This is a genomic window from Arthrobacter mangrovi, assembly GCF_026011795.1.
Taxonomy (GTDB): Bacteria; Actinomycetota; Actinomycetes; order Actinomycetales; family Micrococcaceae; genus Crystallibacter; species Crystallibacter mangrovi.
In genome coordinates this window covers 91,731-110,021 of the sequence record NZ_BRVS01000018.1, presented here as the reverse complement: position 1 = coordinate 110,021, position 18,291 = coordinate 91,731, and the positions used below count along the sequence as shown (strand labels likewise).

The window sequence follows — 18,291 nt, the reverse complement described above, 5'->3', positions numbered from 1 at the left end:
CGGCTTCACCGCCGTTGCGCCGGGATGGCTCAGATGGCGGCTTCTCCCCGTTCGCCGGTGCGGACCCGCACGGCTTCCTCTACGTTGATCAGCCACACCTTGCCGTCGCCGGCTCGGCCCGTGTTCGCGGTGGCGACGAGGACGTCGACGATGTCGTTGGCCCATTCGTCGGCGACCAGGACCTCGATCCGCAGCTTCTTCAGCAGGTCGACGGTGTACTCGGCGCCGCGGTAGACCTCCGTGTGTCCGCGCTGCCGGCCGTATCCGCTGGCCTGGCTGACCGTCAGTCCCTGGACGCCGTAGCTCTCCAGGCTGCCTCGGACATCTTCGAGCTTTTCCGGGCGGATGATGGCGGTGACCAGTTTCATGCCGTTACCTCTTCCTTGGAACCTTCGTGGGCGCTGCGGTCGGTGGCCGGATGCGGGACGAACGTGCCTCCGGTGCCCAGGCCGCCGAACTCGTAGGCGCTTTCCGCGTGCTGGGTCAGGTCCACGCCCGTGACTTCTTCTTCCTCGCTGACCCGGAAGCCCACCGTCTTGTGGACGGCCAGGCCGATGATGACGGTCAGGATGGCGCAGTAGGCAACCGAGACGACTGCAGCGACGACCTGTGCCAGCAGTTGGGCGAAGCCGCCTCCGTAGAAGAGGCCGCCGCCGGCGCCTTCGGCCGGCAGTGCGATGAAGCCCAGGGCGAGGGTGCCGACGATACCTGCGACCAGGTGGACGCCGACCACGTCGAGGGAGTCGTCATAACCGAGCTTGTACTTCAGGCCGACGGCGAGAGCCGCGAGGACGCCCGCTACCACGCCGAGGCCAATCGCTCCCACCGGCGATACGTTCGCGCAGGCCGGCGTGATGGCTACGAGTCCGGCCACGACCCCGGACGCTGCCCCAAGCGAGGTCGGACGGCCGTCGCGGATGCGTTCGGTCACCAGCCAGCCGAGCATTGCCGCGGCCGGGGCCGCCATGGTGTTGACCCAGATGAGGCCCGCTTCCTCAGCCGACGATGCCGCTCCGCCGTTGAAACCGAACCAGCCGAACCATAGGAGTGCCGCGCCCAGCATGACGAAGGGGATGTTGTGCGGACGCTGGGCCGGGTCCTTGCCGAAGCCCTTGCGCTTGCCGAGGATCAGGGCGAGGATCAGCCCGGCCATACCGGCGTTGATATGGACCACGGTGCCGCCGGCGAAGTCGATAGCCTCCCCGGCCCAGGAACCGATGGCGCCCTCCGCGCTGAGCAGGCCGCCGCCCCAGACCATGAAGGCCAGCGGGCAGTAGACCAAGGTGACCCAGATCGGGACGAAGAGTGCCCATGAACTGAACCTGGCGCGATCGGCGATGGCGCCGGAGATGAGCGCTACCGTGATGATCGCGAAGGTGGCGCCGTAGCCGGCGCCGATCAGGTCCTCGGTGTTCAGCAGGCCTTCCATGCCGAAGGAAGCGAACGGGTTGCCGAACAGCTGCGCCACCCCGTCGCCGCCGCTCATGGAGTAGCCCCACAGCACCCACACCACGGCAACCAGGCCGATGGAAATGAAGCTCATCATCATCATGTTCAGGGCGGCCTTGGCACGGGTCATGCCGCCGTAGAAGAATGCCAGGCCTGGCGTCATGAGCAGCACAAGTGCTGCCGAGATCATTACCCAGACGTGACCTGCTGACAGATCCATTTTCACGTCCTCTCGTCCTTGGGCGGGCAGTTCCCGCATCTGCATCAAGATTGCCGGGACCGTGTTTCCTCCGATGAGTGGCCTCATTGCGGAAAAGTTACAAGGAATGCGCGCAGGTAAAACCCGCTTGTCCTGCGTGTTTCAGGCGTGTTTCAGACCCGGCTAGGGTTGTTCCATGCCCCTCTTCCGCCGGTTGGTGTCCGTTCCGGGCGCGCCTCGAGACGTTCGCGACGAAGTGTCCCCTGCCCCGCTGCCGAGGGACATCAAGGTCCTGATCGCCGCCGCCTTCGTTATCGCCCTTGGCTACGGCATCGTCGCGCCGGTCCTGCCGCAGTTCGCTGCGAGTTTCGACGTCGGCGTGGCAGCCGCCAGCATTATCGTCAGCGTCTTCGCGTTCATGCGCCTCGTCTTCGCCCCCGTCGGCGGTGTCCTCGTCGGCAAGTGGGGCGAGCGCCGGGTCTACCTGATTGGCCTGCTGATCGTTGCGGTCTCCACCGGTGCCTGCGCCCTCGCACAGGACTACTGGCAACTGCTGCTGTTCCGCGGCCTTGGCGGCGCCGGCTCCACTATGTTCACGGTCTCCGCAACCGCCCTCATCATCAGGCTGGCCCCGCCGAACAGCCGCGGCAGGGTGTCCGGCGCCTACGCGTCGACATTCCTGCTGGGCGGCATCCTCGGCCCGGTCGCCGGCGGCCTGCTGGCAGGGTTCGGGCTGCGGATGCCTTTCATCGTCTATGCCGTCGCGCTGGTCGTTGCCGCGGCAGTGGTCGCCGTGCTGCTGAAGAAGCCACCGGCAGGAACCGGCGAGGACATCCCCGTTCCCGAGCCGATGGCCGTCCGCGAGGCATTGGCCGATCCCGGCTACCGGGCGGCGATCGTTTCCGCGTTCGCGAACGGCTGGGCGACCTTCGGCGTCCGAATGGCACTGATTCCCATTTTCGCCGCGGCGGTGCTGGGAGCCGGACCGGAGACGGCCGGCCTTGCGCTCGCGGTCTTCGCCGTGGGCAACGCGCTGGCCCTGACTTTTTCCGGCAGGCTCTCCGATTCCGCCGGGCGGCGGCCGCTCGTGATCGCCGGCCTGGTCATCGTCGGTTTGTCCATCGCCGCCATTGGCTTCACCGAGTCCGTCCCGCTCTTCGTGGCCGCCTCCGTCACGGCGGGTTTCGGATCAGGTCTCCTCGGTCCGGCCCAGCAGGCAGCTGTCGCCGACATCATTGGCAACGACCGCAGCGGCGGCAAAGTGCTGGCGGTCTTCCAAATGGCCACGGACGGCGGCGCCATCATCGGCCCCGTGCTGGCCGGCGCCCTGGCGGACCGCCTCGGCTACGACTGGGCTTTCGCCGCCACCGGAGCCGTCGCCGTGGCCGCCGCGCTGCTGTGGTTACTGTTCGGCCGCGAGACCCTTGCCCGGCCCGCCCCGCCGAAGTCCTGACCGTTTCCATGCACGCACGCCCGTCACCGCATCCGGATGCCGGCAGAAGAAGGCAATGATGGAGTCCGCCACGCTGGCCTTCGCGCCGCCCTGCGGTCCTATACACGCTTGGGACGACGGCGCCGTCGTCCGGGCCACAGGCATTCCCTACGCGGCCGCAGACCGTTTCGCCGCCCCGGTCCCGGCACGGGATTGGACAGAGCCGTTTGCGGCGACGGAACCGTCGCCAGCCTGCCCCCAGGCCCGCTCACGCTTCCTCGCCGAAGTCCTCGGCGACGCGCTGGCGGGGATGCCCCGGGACGAGCATTGCCAGCGGCTGTCCATCACGCTGCCGCGGCAGGTACGAACCGGCGAGCAACTTCCGGTCATGGTCTGGATCCACGGCGGTTCCTACACCAGCGGGGCGGGCGACGCCCCGATCATGGACCCGGCCCGGCTGGTCGCCGAACAGCGCGTCATCGTGGTGGCGGTGACGTACCGGCTGGGCCTCTTTGGCTTCCTGGGCTCGGGACGCACCCGGCCGGCCAACCTTGGACTGCTGGACCAGCTCGAGGCCTTGCGCTGGGTGCAGCGCAACATCCGGGCCTTCGGCGGCGACCCGGACCACGTCACGCTCTTCGGCCAGTCCTCCGGCGGCGACGCCGTGGCCCATCTCATGGCGGCCCCGGGAGCAGAATCGTTGTTTCGCAGGGCCATACTCCAAAGCCCGCCGCTTGGCCTCTCCCGAGACCGTCGCGGGATGCAGACCGCCATGGCCCGGGCAGCGGAGGCAGCCACCGCGGACATGTCCGCTGCCGAGGTCCTCGCCCTGCAGGCCGAAGTCCAGCGGCGTGCCGCCTCATTCGGGCTCATGGGGCAGATGGCGTTCGGGACCCAGTACGGACATCATCCCCTGCCCGCGGAGCACGGGATCGACGCGGCGTGGGACGGCGCAGCACCGCAGATCGACATCCTCATCGGCCACACCGCCGAGGAGGCACGGCTGTACCTGCCCACAGTGCCTGCCCTGCAGCGAGCCATCCAGGTGCCGCTGCTCGGCCCGCTGGTCCGCCGCGCCGTCGTCAAGACTCTGACGGCGGCGGTCTACTCACGGGCCATCCGGCGGTTCGCCGGGCGGCACGCGCGTGCCGGCGGTACTGCCCACAGGTATGTGCTCTCCTGGGCCGTCCCCGGCAATCCGTACGGCTCCGCCCACACGATCGACCTGCCACTGCTTCTGGGGACAAGGCAGGCCTGGGCCGCGTCACGGTTGCTGGCCGGGGCCTCGTGGGAGACCGTCGACGGACAGGGCCGGCGGCTGCGGCGGTTGTGGGCCGATTTCGCCCGCGGGGTTCCGCTGCAGGACAAGGGCTGCATTCCGGGACTCCTGAGCCATCGCCGGATCAAGCGCCCGGCCGAACACTTGAAACTTCAATAAAAACCCCTACACTGGAACCATGACTGAAACCGCTGCCCTCCCTCCTGTCCTCTTCCTCAGCCACGGAGCTCCCCCGCTGGCAGACGATGCAACCTGGACGCGGCAGCTGGCGGACTGGTCCGCCGGCTTCGACAAGCCGAAGGACATCCTGATGGTGTCCGCCCACTGGGAGAATGCCCCCGTCACCCTGAGCGCCACCGAGCGGAAGACGGACCTCGTCTACGACTTCTGGGGCTTCCCGCAGAAGTACTACGACGTCACCTACGACGCCCCGCTGGCCCCGGAACTGGCTTCCGAGGTGGACCGCCTGGTTTCCGTGCACGGCCATCACGTGGAACGCGACGAGTCCCGCGGCCTCGACCACGGAGCCTACGTTCCGCTGGTGGAGATGTTCCCGGACGCGGACGTTCCGGTGGTGCAAATGTCCATGCCGACGCTGGATCCGCAGGGCCTGTTCGAACTCGGAAAGTCCCTCGCCCCGCTCCGCGAGCGCGGCACGCTGATTGTGGGCTCCGGCTTCACCACCCACAACCTGCGCTGGTTCAACCCCGCGGCCGGCCCGGACACAACCCCGCCCGCGGCCTCGAGCGAGTTCGACCACTGGGCCGAGGAGGCCATGGCCCGCGGCGATGTCGATTCGATCCTCGACTTCCTGCATAAAGCGCCGGCCGCCCGGGAGGCCCATCCGCGCTCGGAGCACTGGGCGCCGTTGTACGTTGCCCTCGGAGCCGCCTACGCCTCCAGCGGCATCGAAGCCAAGACGGCGATCGACGGTTTCTGGTTCGGCCTCTCCAAGCGCTCCTGGACGCTGACCTAGGGCCAGCCTTCGGACCGTGCCGGACCGGCCTCCGGACGCGCACGAAAAAGGCGCCTCCTGCGGTTCGCAGGAGGCGCCTTCGCGTGCACGCGGCCGCGGCCGCGTGCAGCGGCAGCTAGTTCAGCAGCGCATCGACGAAGCCATCGGCTTCGAACGGGGCCAGATCGTCCGCCCCTTCGCCGAGGCCGATGAGTTTCACCGGCACGCCGAGGCTGCGCTGGATTGCCACGACGATCCCACCCTTGGCCGTGCCGTCCAGCTTGGTCAGCACGATGCCGGTGATGTTGACGACCTCGGAAAACACCTTCGCCTGGTTCAGCCCGTTCTGGCCGGTCGTCGCATCGAGGACCAGCAGCACCTCGTCGACGGTTGCCTGCTTCTCGATGACGCGCTTGACCTTGCCCAGCTCGTCCATCAGGCCGACCTTGTTCTGCAGGCGCCCGGCGGTGTCGACCATAACGACGTCCACTTCCTGGTCGATGCCCGCCTTCACGGCTTCGAAGGCGACGGACGCGGGATCGGCCCCGTCGACGTCGGACTTCACCGTGGGCACGCCCACCCGCTGGCCCCATGTGGCCAGCTGCTCCGCCGCGGCCGCCCGGAACGTGTCCGCCGCGCCCAGCAGGACGTCCTTGTCTTCGGCCACCAGGACGCGGGCGAGCTTGCCCACCGTGGTGGTTTTTCCGACGCCGTTGACGCCCACCACCATAACGACGGCGGGGCGGTCCGGGTGGCGGTCGACGGCAAGAGAGCGGTCCATGCCCGGGTCGACGAGCTTGACCAGCTCCTCGCGCAGCATCGCTTTCACGTGCTCCGGGTCGCGGCTGCCCTCGACCTTGACCCGCTCGCGCAGCGCGTCGACCAGTTCCATGGTCGGCTCGGTACCGAGGTCGGCCATCAGCAGCGTTTCCTCGATCTCGTCCCAGACGTCCTCGTCGATGTTGTCGCGCGAGAGCAGCGCGAGCAGGCCCTTGCCCAGTGCGTTGTTCGATTTGACGAGGCGGGCGCGGAGCCGGGCCAGCCGTCCCTGGACCGGGGCGGGGGTCTCGACGGCAACGGTTTCCAGGCCGGCCAGGTCGTCGGCGACTTCGACGTCCGTCGCGCCCGGCTCCTCCGCGGATGGCACGGGGCGCTCGGGCGGCGCCTCCAGCACGTCCGTTCCGGCCTGTCCGGCGGCAGGAGCCTGGTCGTTGGCGTCCCGCGTGGTGGTGTAGGTGCCGGGCGGGGTCTTGCGGCCCTTCAGCAGGAGAATGGCAACAGTTCCGACGACGGCTATAGCGATGACAGCGTACAGAATGATGAGGGTTACGTCGTTCACAGACCCTAGCTTCTCACAGGGGCCCGGGCCGCGGACCTGCAGCCCCGGCTCCCGCCCGCGAGCCCCGGCAGAGGACCGGGCGATTATTCACGCCCTGTTCACGGCCCCCGGCTACAATGTGACGGAAGGCACCACAGCCTCATCCTTCGGAGCGTCGCATGGCCTTCAGCGGCCGGAGAACCGGTCCCCCGGCGGGAGCCGCCCCCGCCCCCTCAGTTTGCGCTCTGCCCGGCGCGGCGTTCCGCCGCCTTGGTCCGGATGAAGGACCGGGCCGCGTCGGATACCTCGAAATGGTCCTGGTCGGGCGCGTCGCCGACCGACGCCCTGATGGCGTTAGCCACCGTGCGGGGCAGGATGACGGTGCCCGGATTGTCCATAAGCCACTGCTGGGTGCCCGGATCCAGCCGGCCCCACCACTGTTCGATGCGTGCAGCTTCCATAGCCGTCCCTCCATTGGTTGGCCCGCTTCGACCCGAGATGATTCAAGATACTGCGCGGATATGAACCCCGTGTTAACTTTCCCGGCCATTCTCCGGGCTTGCGGCCAAATCCACTAGGGAACGGAGTCCTGACGTGACGACTGCCGATACCGACACCGTGCAGGAAACGGTCGAGGTCGAACGGAAATACGACGTCGACGAATCCTTGTCCCTTCCGCCGCTGCAGGATCTGCCCGGAGTGCTGTCCGTGGACCAGCCGGTCGAGCACCAGCTGGAGGCAACCTACTTCGACACCGAGGACCTGACGCTGGCGGCCCACCGGATCACCCTCCGCCGCAGGACCGGCGGCGAGGACGAGGGCTGGCACCTGAAGCTGCCGGCCGGCATGGACGCGCGGCGCGAACTGCGCGAGCCGCTCGGCAAAGACCGGGAGAAGGTCCCGCTGCCGCTGCTGCGCTTGGTACGCGCGCACGTCCGCGACCGCCCGCTGGCCGCGATCGCCCGGCTGCGGACCCGGCGCGTGGTGCACCGGCTGCGGGGCGCGGACGGCATCCTCGCCGAGGTCGCCGATGACCAGGTCGAGGCCACGGCCCTGCCGCAAGCGGACGGGCCCGAGGGGCCAGCCTCGGGTTCCGTCTCACGGTGGCGGGAGTGGGAGATTGAGCTGGCCGACGGCCGGCCGGACCTGCTCGACGCCGCCGAGGAGCTGTTCCGTGCCGCCGGCGCGGAGCCCTCCGCACACGCTTCGAAGCTCGCCAGGGCCTTGGGGCGGCAGCTCCCGCCCCCGGAGCCGAGTACTCCCGCGGCACAGCGGAAGGAAACAGCCGCCGACGTCGTAATGGCCTACCTGCGGGCCCAGGCCACGGCACTGAAGGAGCAGGACCCGCTGGTGCGGCAGGATGCCCCGGACGCGATCCACCAGATGCGCGTGGCCACCCGCCGGCTGCGCTCCTCGCTCGCCACGCACCGCAGGCTCTTCGACGCCGATCGGACAGCCGCGCTGCGGGAGGAGCTCAAGCTGCTGGCCGGGCTGCTCGGCGAAGCCCGTGATGCCGAGGTCATGCATGAGCGGCTGGGAAGGATGGTCGGCGAAGAACCGCCGGACCTCGTGCTCGGTCCGGTCGCCCGGCGGCTCGACGTCGACCTGGCCACGGCGTACAAGTCGGCCCACGACAAGGTACTCAAGGCACTGGAGCAGAAGCGCTATTTCCGCCTGCTGGACAGCCTGGACGAGTTCATCGCGGATCCGCCGCTGGCCGGGGAAGCTCACGGTCCGGCCACGAAGGTCATCGCGAAGTCCGTCCGGCGGGACCTGAAGCGGGTGCGCCGGGCCGTGAAGGAGGCCAAGCGGGCACGCGGCACCGAGGCGGCCGATCCCACGCTGCACGAGGCCCGCAAGACGGCCAAGAGGCTGCGCTACGCCTGCGAGGCTGCGGCACCCGTGGGCGGCAAGCGGGCCCTCAAACTCGAGGACAGCGCCCACCGCATCCAGCAGGTCCTGGGCGACCACCAGGACAGCTTCGTCGCCCGCCAATTGCTGCGGAAAGCCGGCGTAGAGGCCTTCGGGCAGCATGAAAACGGCTTCAGCTACGGCCGCCTGCACGCGCTGGAGGAGGCGAGGGCCGCCCGGTCGGAGAAGAAGTTCTGGCGCCGCTGGAAGGATTTTCCGGCCAAGTCCTGGTAACCGGCCGCGGGTGGTCCCGGCCGGTGGGTAGCATCGAGGCATGAAGCCCTTCCTGCTGCTGGCCACCCGCGCCCAGGACAAGGCGGCGGACGAAGAGTACGCCGCGTTCCTGCGCTTCGGGGCACTCGAACCCGGCCAGCTGCACCGCGTCCGGCTCGAGGCCGGCCCGCTGCCGGCCGTCGACCTCGACCGCTACAGCGGCATCATCCTGGGCGGCAGCCCGTTCACCGCGAGCGACCCACCGGAGAGCAAGTCGGGGGTGCAGCTGCGCGTCGAAGCGGAGCTGATGGAGCTGGTCGAGCGTGTGGCCGCCGCCGACTTTCCCTTCCTCGGTGCCTGCTACGGCATCGGCACCCTGGGCCGGCTGCGCGGCGGCCAGGTGGACGGCCGGTTCGGCGAGCCGATCAGCGCCGTGGACGTGGAGCTCGCCGACGGCGCGGGCGCGGATCCGCTGCTGTCCGGTGTGCCGCAGCGGTTCAAGGCGTTCGCGGGCCACAAAGAGGCCTGCTCCGTCCTGCCCGCCGGCGCCGTGCGGCTGGCCGGCACCGCCGCCTGCCCGGTGCACATGTTCCGATTGGGCAGCAACGTCTACGCCACCCAGTTCCACCCGGAGCTGGACGAGGACGGGCTGGTCACGCGCATCTCGGTCTACCGCCATGCCGGCTACTTCCCGCCGGACGAAGCAGACGAGGTCGTCGCCTCCGTCCGCGGCCACCACGTGCATGTGCCGCAGCTGATCCTGCGCAATTTTGTCCTGCGCTACGGTTCCTGACGCCGCCAACGGCTCCTGGCACCGAGGACGACGGCGTACCACGGCCCGGGTGCCGGCGGCGCAGTCATGCCGGCGCCGCCAGCCGCTGCGAGATCACCGTGGACACGCCGTCGCCGCGCATGGTGACTCCGTACAAGGCGTCTGCCACTTCCATGGTGCGTTTCTGGTGGGTAATGACGATGAGCTGGCTCGACTCGCGCAGCTCCTCGAAAATCGTGATCAGCCGCTGGAGGTTGGTGTCGTCCAGCGCGGCTTCCACCTCGTCCATCACGTAGAAGGGCGACGGCCGGGCCTTGAAGATCGCCACCAGCAGGGCCACGGCGGTCAGCGACCGTTCGCCGCCGGAGAGCAGGGAAAGCCGCTTGATCTTCTTGCCGGCCGGGCGGGCCTCGACCTCGATCCCGGTGGTGAGCATGTCCTGCGGATCCGTGAGCACCAGGCGGCCCTCGCCGCCGGGAAAGAGCCGGCCGAAAACGCGCTCGAACTGGGCGGCGGTGTCGGCGTACGCCTCGGTGAAGACCTGCTGGACCCGTTCGTCCACCTCTTTGATAATGTCCAGCAGGTCCTTCCGGCTGGCCTTGAGGTCTTCGAGCTGGCTGCTGAGGAACTGGTGGCGTTCCTCCAGGGCCGCGAACTCCTCCAGCGCCAGCGGATTGACCTTGCCGAGCGCAGACAGGTCCCGCTCCGCCTTCTTCAGCCGCTTCTCCTGTTCGGCGCGGACGAAGGGCACGCCTTGCACGATCGGGTTGCCGTCCTCATCCACCTCCGCCCGCAGCTCCGCCCATTTGTCCGTCGAAGCCGCGGCGGCGACGGGCACGGGCCGGTGCGGTCCGTACTCCTCCACGAGGTGGTCGGCGGTCATGCCGAGTTCCTCGACCGCGCGGTTCTCCAGCGACTCGATCCGGAGCCGCTGCTGCGCCCTGGCCAGTTCATCCTTGTGCACGGAGTCCGTCAGGTCGCGCAGTTCCACGGCGAGCGCATCGGTGGCGCCACGGACGGCGGACAGCTCCTTCTCCCATTCGGCGCGGACCTCCTCCGCGGCATCGCGTTCCAGCCCTGCCGCCTGGACCGACACGTCCAGCCAGGCCAGCACCTGTTCCACCGCGGCGGCCACCGAGGCGGCCTTGGCGGCCTGCAGCTGCCGCTTCCGGGCACGCTCAGCCGCCTGCGCCCGCGCGTGGCGTTCCGTGGCCGCCGCCCGCTCCAGGGAGGATGCACGGTTGCCCATGGCGCTCAGCTGCTCTTCCCCGGACCGCAGGGCCAGCCGGGCCTCCAGCTCGGCCTGCCGGGCCCTGGCCGCAGCTGCGGCGAGCGCGTCGCGGCGTTCGGTGGACGGTTCCTCTTCGGCGGGTGCTTCCTGCGCCGCACCGAGCCGTTCGGTGACTTCTGCCAGCTTCTGCTGCTCGGCGTCAATGTTGGCCTCTGCGGCCTCCACCAGCCGGGCCAGGCGGTCGCTTTCCCCGGTGGCGGAGCGCAGTGCGGAGCCCAGCTGGCCGAGCCGCTCCGCCACGGCCGCCAGGCGCGCGTCCGATTCGTGCAGCTGTTCCAGCGCCGTGTCGGCCCGGACTGCTGCCTCCGCGCGGCGGGCCTTGGCGGCGGCGATCGCGAACTTGGCCCGCTCGGCCCTGGCCGCGGCTTCCTTCAGCTGCCGGCCCGTTTCCTCCACGGCGGCCTGCACCTCCAGCAGGCTGGGGCCGCCGGATGATCCCCCGCGTGCCGCGTGCGCGCTGAACACGTCCCCTGCCCGCGTGACGGCCGTCAGGTCCGGCCGCCCCGACAGTACGGCCGACGCCGCCTCCAGGTCCTCGACGACTACGGCGCCGGACAGCAGCGATGCTACCGCCTCCTCGACCGCGGCTTTAGCCCGCACCAGGCCGGCGGCCGGCACCGCTCCCGGGGGCACCGGCATTTCCGCGGACGCCGGCTTTCCGCCCGCTACGCCGGCCGCGTCCGTGCCCTTGGCATCCTTCGCATCCTGCGCCTCGGCCGCGCCGCCTGCGACCACCAGGCCGCCTGCGACCACCAGGTCCACGGTGCCCGCGTCCTGTGCCTTCATCAGCCCCACCGCGCGGATCGCGGCCGGAAGATCGGCCACGGCGATGGCCTCCGAGGCGGCTCCCAGGGCAGCCGCCACGGCGGCTTCGTAGCCTGGTTCCACCGTGACCAGGTCCGCCAGCGGTGCGAGCAGGCCAGCGGCGTCCGAGGCGAGCAGCGCCGAGCGGCCGTCCCGGCGCTCGAGGCCAACCTCCAGCGCCTCCTTGCGCGCGGCCAGCGCGTCCCGGGCACGCTCGGCCTCCCGCTCCTCGGCCGCCAATGCCTCCAGTTCGGCGTCGAGCCCGTCCACCACCGCCGCGGCATCCTCATACTCGGCGTCCAGGCCCTCTTCGCCGGCCTCGGCACCGGCCACCTGCGACTCGAGGGCGCTGAATTCGGCCTGGGCTTTGCGCCGCCGCTCCTCGCCCTCGGAGATCGAGGCCCGCAGCCGGCCGAGCTCTGCCTCCGCCGCCTCCACGCGGGAGCGGGCCGCGCCGACCGCGCCCGCAAGCTTGGCCAGTCCCTCCCGCCGGTCCGCCGCCGCGCGGAGGATCGCCGTCAGCCGGCGTTCCTCCGCGGCGGCCGCGTCTTCGGCACCGGCCCTGGCCTCCACGGCATCATCGAGGGCCATCCGGCGCTCTTCGAGCTCGAACTCAAGTTCTGCCTGCTCCTCGCGGACGGCGGCAGCCTGCTGCTCCAAATGCTCAGGGTCCCGCCCCGGCTCAGGCCCGGCGTCCTCCCGGCCCAGCAGCCGGCGCCGCTCGTTGGCCAGGTTGCCCAGCGAGCGGAACCGTTCGCGGGTGGAGGAGAGCCGGTACCAGGCATCCCGGGCCGCGTTGACCCGCGGCGTCGCCTCCGCGGCGAGCCGCTCCAGTTCGGCCAGCCTCCGGCGCTTGGCCTCAAGTGCGCGCTCCACCTCGGCTTGCCGGGCCTTTGCCGCGGCCTCGTCTGCGACGTCCTGCTCCAGGGCATCGGTCAGCTGGACCAGGTCGTCGGCCAGCAGCCGGGCCCGTGCGTCGCGGACTTCGAACTGGACCTGCTGTGCGCGGCGAGCCACCGCGGCCTGCTTGCCCAACGGAGTCAGCTGGCGCCGGATCTCGCTGGTAAGGTCCGTCAGCCTGGTCAGGTTGGCCTGCATGGCCTCCAGCTTCCGGACCGTCTTCTCCTTGCGCCGGCGGTGCTTGAGAATGCCGGCGGCCTCCTCCACGAAGCCGCGCCGGTCCTCCGGTGTCGCGTGCAGGATGCGGTCCAGCTGGCCCTGCCCCACGATGACGTGCATCTCCCGGCCCAGCCCCGAGTCGCTGAGCAGCTCCTGGATGTCCAGCAGCCGGCAGTTGCTGCCGTTGATGGCGTACTCGGAGCCGCCGGCACGGAACAGGGTCCTCGAGATGGTGACTTCCGAATACTCGATCGGCAGGGCGCCGTCGGCGTTGTCAATGGTCAGCGACACCTGCGCGCGGCCCAGCGGCGCCCGGCCCGCCGTTCCGGCGAAGATGACATCCTCCATTTTTCCGCCGCGCAGGGTCTTCGCCCCCTGCTCGCCCATGACCCAGGCCAGGGCGTCGACGACGTTGGACTTGCCCGAGCCGTTGGGGCCCACTACCGCTGTGACGCCGGGCTCGAATTCGAACGTCGTTGCGGACGCAAATGATTTGAAGCCGCGCACAGTCAGGGATTTCAGATGCAAATTGTGTCTCCCGCAGCACTTTTTCCTTGACACAATCTATCTTGTTTCCGCAGAAGTCCCGGGAACTTGGGCTGCTTTGCGCACAAAGCCCTGCCTTAGTGCCACTGTGGAGGACAGGCCGTTTCCATATCCGCGCAGGCATATGCGGGAACGAGTCCCTTGGGTGCATAGTTAAGGTTTCGGAGCTTCATCGGTGCTACGACCGGCGGGGCGGGCAGACACACGAATAAAGGCTGGATATTGAGCGGAAACGCGACGTTTCGACATGACAACACGGCGCTGCTGGCCGTCTCGAGCGTGGAGGCACCAATAGCCGTCAGTTCGGCCGAGTTCGACGAGCGGCTGGCCCCCAGCCTCAAACGGCTCCGGCTCTCGAAGCGGCTCCTCGAGCGCGTTGCCGGGGTCAGCGAACGCCGGTGGTGGGCCCCGGGAACTTCCTTCGACGACGGAGCGGTCGAGGCCGGCGCCAAAGCCATGGCCGAAGCAGGCATCGAGCCCGGCCAGATCGGCCTGCTGATCAACACCTCCGTGACGCGCCGCAATCTCGAGCCTTCGGTCGCGGTCAAGATCCACCACGGGCTCGGCCTGCCGTCGTCGGCCATGAACTTCGACCTGGCGAACGCCTGCCTCGGCTTCGTCAACGGCATCACGCTCGCCGCCAACATGATCGATTCCGGCCAGATCAACTACGCCCTCATCGTCGCCGGGGAAGACGCCCAGTACACCCAGGAGACCACGTTCCGCCGGCTGAACAGCCCGGATTCGACCCGCGAGGACTATCTGCGTGAATTCGCCACGCTGACCCTTGGCTCGGGCGCCGCGGCCGCCGTCATCGGCCCCGCCGAAGGCCACCCTGGATCACACCGCATCCTCGGCGGTGTTTCCCGCGCCGGCACCGAGCACCACGGCCTGTGCGTCGGCGGCCACGACGGCATGTTCACCGACACCAAGGGCCTGCTCGACAACGGCCTTGAGCTGGTGCTCAACGCCTGGCATGAGGCCCACGGAGACGGCTGGGACTGGACGTCGATGGACCGCTACGTCACGCACCAGGTCTCGTCCTCCTACACCAACGCCATTATCAAGGCGGTCAACCTGGCCCGTGAGCGGGTGCCGATCACCTTCCCGAAGTGGGGCAACGTCGGCCCCGCCTCGCTGCCGATGACCCTCGCCCAGGAGGCCCAGACCCTCCGCGCCGGCGACCGTGTGCTCTGCATGGGCGTCGGTTCGGGCTTGAACACCACGATGATGGAGATTGCGTGGTAGCAGAGCTCTGGCCCGGCGTGCCGGCCGCCTGGTCCCGCCGCGTCCGCGTCCCGTCCACCGCCGCGGTGGATCCCGCCGGCACCGTCCACGCGTGGCACCTGCTCGACAACGGCGCCGAGCTGGCCGAGCGCGGCATCACCCCCGAGGGGACGCTGCTGTGCGTGCACGGCAACCCGACCTGGTCGTACCTCTGGCGCAGCGTGCTCGCCGCCGCCGGGAAGCTGGACAAGCCGTGGCGGGTCATCGCCGTCGACCAGCTGGACATGGGCTTCTCCCGGCGGACCGGCCGCTTCCGGCGCCTCGCGGACCGCATCACGGACCTGGGCGACCTGACCGCGGAGCTCGGACTGGAGGGCCCGGTGGTCACGGTGGGCCACGACTGGGGCGGCCTCATCTCGCTCGGTTGGGCGCTGAGGCACCGCGACCAGCTGGCCGCCGTGGTGCTGACCAACACGGCCGTGCACCCAGGCGGCTTCGAGGTGCCGGCGGCGCTCCAGCTCGCGCTGCATCCGGCCGTCCACCAGTGGGGAACGACGACGTCGGCCGCCTTCCTGCGCGTGACCCACGCCCTGGCGCAGCCCGCCTTGGAAAAGGGCGTCCGGAGGGCCTTCATGGCTCCGTATCTCAATGCCGCCCGCCGCCAGGGCGTCGGCAATTTCGTCGCCGATATCCCCGGCGATCCGTCCGCACCCAGCTGGCCCGCGCTGGCCGAAGTATCTGAAGGCATCCGCGGGCTCGACGTCCCGGCGCTGATCCTGTGGGGTCCCAAGGACCCGGTGTTCTCCGACCGCTACCTGCGCGACCTGCTGCAGCGGATGCCGCACGCCGCCGTACACCGCTTCGAGGGTGCCGGCCACCTGCTGCCCGAGGACCGGGACATCGCGGCGCCGGTCTTCGACTGGCTCGAGGGCACCGTGGGTCCCGCGCGCTCCCGCTCCGCGGCCAAGGCGGGCAGCCGCGCCGACGGGAGTACCGGAGCCGGCCTCCCGACGCCGGCGGCGGAAGCGGGCCCCGAGGAGCCCTACCGCCCGATGCTCGCCGAACTCGACGAGCGCAGCGCGGACGGCTCCCCCGCCGTCGTCGACATGGCCCCGCTCCACGCCCCGGACGCGGGCCCGCGCACCCTCTCATGGTCCGAACTGGCGGGGCAGGTTGACCTGCTCGCCGGGGGCCTGCGGGCCCACGGCGTCCGGCCGGGCGACCGGATCAGCCTGCTGGTCCCCCCGGGCATCGAGCTGACCTCGCTCATCTACGCCTGCCTCAGGGTCGGTGCCGTCGTGGTCGTGGCGGACGCCGGCCTGGGCACCGCCGGCCTCAGCCGGGCCATCAAGGGCGCAGGCCCGGCCTTCCTGGTCGGCATCGAACGGGCCCTGGCGGGTGCCCGCCTGCTCAACTGGCCCGGCCGCCGCATCAGCGTCGCGGAGCTGTCCCCGGCCAAGCGGCGGCTGTACAAGGTCGGGGCCACGCTGTCCGAGCTGCTGGCCGCGGGAGCTTCCGATGGCGGCCCGGCCGCGGCGGTAACACCGGCACCGGACGATGACGCGGCCATCCTCTTCACCTCCGGGTCCACCGGCCCGGCCAAGGGCGTGGCCTACACGCACCGGCGGCTGGCGGCGATGCGGGACACGCTCAAGGACACCTACAAGCTGGAGGCCGGGACCGCCCTGGTCGCAGGCTTTGCGCCGTTCGCACTGCTCGGGCCGGCGCTGGGGGCGACCTCCGTCACCCCGGCCATGGACGTCACCGCGCCGAAGACGCTGACCGCGGCCGCACTGGCGGACGCGGCGGCTGCGGTGCAGGCCACCGCCGTGTTCGCCTCGCCCGCCGCCCTGGCCAACGTCCTGGCCACCGCGGACGGCCTGCGCCCGGAGCACCGCGCCGCGCTGGAGAAGGTGGAACTGCTGCTCTCCGCCGGCGCTCCCATACCGGAACCGCTGCTCTCCCGGGTGCAGCACCTGGTCCCGGCGGCCTCGCTGCACACGCCGTACGGGATGACCGAGGCGCTGCCCGTCACCGACATCAGCCTGCCCGGGATCCGCGCGGCCGGTGCCGGCAACGGCGTCTGCGTCGGCACTCCGGTGGTCGGGGCCCGCGTGGCGATCGCCAGGCTGGATGCGCTGGGCGTGCCCGGGGACGAGCCCACCACCGAACCGGGAACCACCGGCGAGATCCTGGTCAGCGCCCCGCACGTCAAGGACCGCTACGACCGCCTGTGGATCACGCAGGCCCACTCGGCCTCGGTGCCCGGATGGCACCGGACAGGCGACGTCGGCCATCTCGATGGCGACGGCCGGCTCTGGGTCGAGGGCCGCCTCGCGCACGTCATTACCGCGTCCGGCGGCGTCATCACGCCGGTCGCCGCGGAGCAGGCAGCGGAAACCAACGACGGCGTGCGGCTGGCCGCCGTCGTCGGCGTGGGTCCGGCGGGCGCCCAGGTTCCCGCGGCCGTGCTCGAAACCGTGCCCAGGACCCGTCGGCCCGGCCCGGCCCCGCAGGAGCTGACGCGCCAGGTGCGCGCCGCCGTGGCGCGGGCCACCGGCGTGGAGCTCGCCGCCGTGCTGATGCTGCCGGAACTGCCCACCGACATCCGGCACAACTCGAAGATCGACCGGGCGAAGCTGGCCGCGTGGGCGTCCCGCACCCTGGCCGGCGGCAGGATCTCCGCGCCATGAGCGGCGGCGCGGAAGGGACGGACCGCCGCAGCGTCCTGGTCACCGGCGCCAGCGGCATGCTCGGCGGCGCCGTCGCCCGCTTGCTGCTGGACCAGGGCCACCGGGTCCGCACGTTCCAGCGCCGGCCGGCCGATGTAGCCGGTCCCGCAGCGGGGACTGCGGGAGCTGGCGGCATGGCCGGGACGGGCGGCGGTCCCGCGGCCGAGCAGGTCCTCGGCTCGCTCGCCGATCCGGCCGCCGTTGCCCGCGCCGTCGAGGGCATGGACGCGGTGATCCACCTGGCCGCCAAGGTCTCCTTCACCGGCGAGTGGGACGAGTTCGCCGCGGTGAACATCGAGGGCACCCGCACCCTGCTGGACTGTGCCCGGGCCGCCGGCACCGCGGACCTGGTCTTCGTTTCCTCCCCCTCGGTGGCCCACTTCGGCGAGCCGATTGCCGGGGCCGGGGCGGGGGCGGCGGACCCGGAACGCGCCCGCGGCTTCTATGCCCGGTCCAAGGCCTCCGCCGAGCTGCTCGCGCTCGGCGCCGACGCCCCCGGGTTCCGGGTCGCGGCCATCCGACCGCACGTCGTCTGGGGCCCGGGTGACACGCAGCTCGTGGAACGCGTCCTCGAACGCGCCAAGGCCGGCCGCCTGCCGCTGCTGGACCACGGCGCCGCCCTGATCGACACCACGTACATCGACAACGCCGCCGATGCCATCGTGCGCGCCCTGCACCGGATGGAGTACGCGCACGGACAGGCCCTGGTAGTGACCAACGGGGAGCCGCGGACGGTCGGCGAGCTGCTGGCCGGCATCTGCACGGCGGGCGGCGTCAAGCCTCCGGCCTGGCGGGTCCCCGGGCGGGTCGCCCGCGGCGCGGGGTCCCTGCTCGAGCACGTCTGGCTGGCTGCGGGCCGCCGCGGGCTGGTCCGGGACGAGCCGCCCATGACGCGGTTCCTGGCCGAGCAGCTTTCCACATCGCATTGGTTCGACCAGCGCCGCACCCGCGAGGTGCTCGATTGGTCCCCCGCCGTCAGCATCGACGACGGCCTGCGCCGGCTTGCCGAACACTACAGCCGTCCCGGCCGGACGGCCTGAGGAG

General features: G+C 70.7%; 13 protein-coding genes. 8 read left to right on the top strand and 5 right to left on the bottom strand.

The features are described 5' to 3' along the window. Positions 1-29 precede the first annotated feature (29 nt). Both AHIS1636_RS14775 and AHIS1636_RS14770 read right to left on the bottom strand, forming a co-directional pair. Positions 30-368, bottom strand: coding sequence for a P-II family nitrogen regulator (locus AHIS1636_RS14775; RefSeq protein ID WP_262105056.1), 339 nt, complete (start codon positions 366-368; stop codon positions 30-32). Then, positions 365-1,669, bottom strand: coding sequence for an ammonium transporter (locus tag AHIS1636_RS14770; RefSeq protein ID WP_264796599.1), 1,305 nt, complete (start codon positions 1,667-1,669; stop codon positions 365-367). The genes AHIS1636_RS14775 and AHIS1636_RS14770 overlap by 4 nt, the downstream gene beginning before the upstream one ends. A gap of 175 nt (positions 1,670-1,844) precedes the next feature. Here AHIS1636_RS14770 and AHIS1636_RS14765 point away from each other — a divergent pair, with 175 nt between their 5' ends. Genes AHIS1636_RS14765 through AHIS1636_RS14755 form a run of 3 tightly spaced genes read left to right on the top strand, consistent with a single transcriptional unit; the run spans position 1,845 to position 5,335 of the window. After that, entirely contained in the window at positions 1,845-3,101 is a 1,257-nt protein-coding gene (locus tag AHIS1636_RS14765; protein ID WP_264796598.1) for an MFS transporter, read from the top strand. 55 nt (positions 3,102-3,156) lie between these two features. Then, positions 3,157-4,518, top strand: coding sequence for a carboxylesterase family protein (locus tag AHIS1636_RS14760; RefSeq protein ID WP_373875854.1), 1,362 nt, complete (start codon positions 3,157-3,159; stop codon positions 4,516-4,518). 19 nt (positions 4,519-4,537) lie between these two features. Next, complete coding sequence (locus AHIS1636_RS14755; protein ID WP_264796597.1) at positions 4,538-5,335, top strand: dioxygenase family protein; 798 nt, start codon at positions 4,538-4,540, stop codon at positions 5,333-5,335. A gap of 115 nt (positions 5,336-5,450) precedes the next feature. Here AHIS1636_RS14755 and ftsY read toward each other — a convergent pair whose 3' ends face one another. Both ftsY and AHIS1636_RS14745 read right to left on the bottom strand, forming a co-directional pair. Further along, positions 5,451-6,653, bottom strand: a complete 1,203-nt coding sequence (gene ftsY / locus AHIS1636_RS14750) for a signal recognition particle-docking protein FtsY (RefSeq protein WP_264796596.1) — start codon at positions 6,651-6,653, stop codon at positions 5,451-5,453. A 212-nt stretch (positions 6,654-6,865) separates the two neighbouring features. Next, positions 6,866-7,093, bottom strand: coding sequence for a hypothetical protein (locus AHIS1636_RS14745; RefSeq protein WP_264796595.1), 228 nt, complete (start codon positions 7,091-7,093; stop codon positions 6,866-6,868). A 133-nt stretch (positions 7,094-7,226) separates the two neighbouring features. Between AHIS1636_RS14745 and AHIS1636_RS14740 the strand changes: the two genes are divergently transcribed. Together AHIS1636_RS14740 and AHIS1636_RS14735 are read left to right on the top strand one after the other, a co-directional pair. After that, positions 7,227-8,777, top strand: coding sequence for a CYTH and CHAD domain-containing protein (locus AHIS1636_RS14740; RefSeq protein ID WP_264796594.1), 1,551 nt, complete (start codon positions 7,227-7,229; stop codon positions 8,775-8,777). A 40-nt stretch (positions 8,778-8,817) separates the two neighbouring features. After that, complete coding sequence (locus AHIS1636_RS14735; RefSeq protein ID WP_264796593.1) at positions 8,818-9,549, top strand: glutamine amidotransferase; 732 nt, start codon at positions 8,818-8,820, stop codon at positions 9,547-9,549. 64 nt (positions 9,550-9,613) lie between these two features. On the opposite strand, the gene smc is transcribed toward AHIS1636_RS14735, so the two are convergent. Then, positions 9,614-13,270 (bottom strand): chromosome segregation protein SMC, encoded by a 3,657-nt coding sequence (gene smc, locus AHIS1636_RS14730; protein ID WP_264796592.1) that lies wholly within the window; start codon positions 13,268-13,270, stop codon positions 9,614-9,616. 240 nt (positions 13,271-13,510) lie between these two features. Between smc and AHIS1636_RS14725 the strand changes: the two genes are divergently transcribed. From AHIS1636_RS14725 to AHIS1636_RS14715, 3 genes are read left to right on the top strand one after another with little or no spacing between them, the layout of a single operon-like run. Continuing rightward, positions 13,511-14,536, top strand: coding sequence for a 3-oxoacyl-ACP synthase III (locus AHIS1636_RS14725; protein ID WP_264796591.1), 1,026 nt, complete (start codon positions 13,511-13,513; stop codon positions 14,534-14,536). Next, positions 14,530-17,208: an alpha/beta fold hydrolase gene (locus AHIS1636_RS14720; protein ID WP_264796590.1), complete on the top strand. Its 2,679-nt coding sequence runs from the start codon at positions 14,530-14,532 to the stop codon at positions 17,206-17,208. Before AHIS1636_RS14725 ends, AHIS1636_RS14720 begins: the two co-directional genes overlap by 7 nt. Then, on the top strand, positions 17,205-18,287 hold the full coding sequence (locus tag AHIS1636_RS14715; protein ID WP_264796589.1) for an NAD-dependent epimerase/dehydratase family protein: 1,083 nt from the start codon (positions 17,205-17,207) through the stop codon (positions 18,285-18,287). Before AHIS1636_RS14720 ends, AHIS1636_RS14715 begins: the two co-directional genes overlap by 4 nt. Positions 18,288-18,291: the final 4 nt, after the last annotated feature.